Genomic DNA, 684 nt, shown 5'->3' with positions numbered 1-684 from the left:
CGCGATGCGCGCGAGTTCATCGGCAAGGACCTCCTCATCATCGGCACCAGCTACTCGGCCGAGGACATCGGCTCGCAATGCTGGAAGTACGGCTGCAAGTCGGTGACGGTCAGCCACCGGACCGCGCCGATGGGCTTCAAGTGGCCGGACAACTGGCAGGAGGTGCCGCTGCTCGAGCGGGTCGACGGCAACACCGCCACCTTCAAGGACGGCTCGACCGCCCGGGTCGACGCCATCATCCTGTGCACCGGCTACAAGCACCACTTCCCGTTCCTGCCCGACGATCTCCGGCTGAAGACCAAAAACCGGCTGGCGGCGGCCGACCTCTACAAGGGCGTCGTCTACGTCCACAATCCGGCGCTGTTCTACCTCGGCATGCAGGACCAGTGGTACACCTTCAACATGTTCGACGCGCAGGCCTGGTGGGTGCGCGACGTCATCCTCGGCCGCCTCGCGCCGCCGACAGCGAAGGCCGAGTTGGTCGCCGACGTCGAGCGCCGGGTGGCCGAAGAGGATGCCGGCACGGACGCCTATGACGCGATCCGCTACCAGGGCGACTACGTCAAGGAACTGATCGCCGAGACCGACTACCCGAGCTTCGACGTCGACGGCGCCAACGAGGCGTTCTTCCAGTGGAAGAAGCACAAGGTGAAGGACATCATGAAGTTCCGCGACAACAGCTAC

1 pseudogene is annotated in these 684 nt (G+C 64.8%); it reads left to right on the top strand.

Annotated features, from left to right (window positions below):
* Positions 1-684 (top strand): annotated as a pseudogene (locus tag HUI96_RS29030) (NAD(P)/FAD-dependent oxidoreductase); the annotation flags it as partial.

Origin of the sequence: Pseudaminobacter soli (ex Zhang et al. 2022) (assembly GCF_014595955.1) — a bacterium.
GTDB lineage: Bacteria > Pseudomonadota > Alphaproteobacteria > Rhizobiales > Rhizobiaceae > Kumtagia > Kumtagia pseudosoli.
Note: the sequence above shows the minus strand (reverse complement) of the source record. Positions and strands in the feature narration are given on the sequence as shown.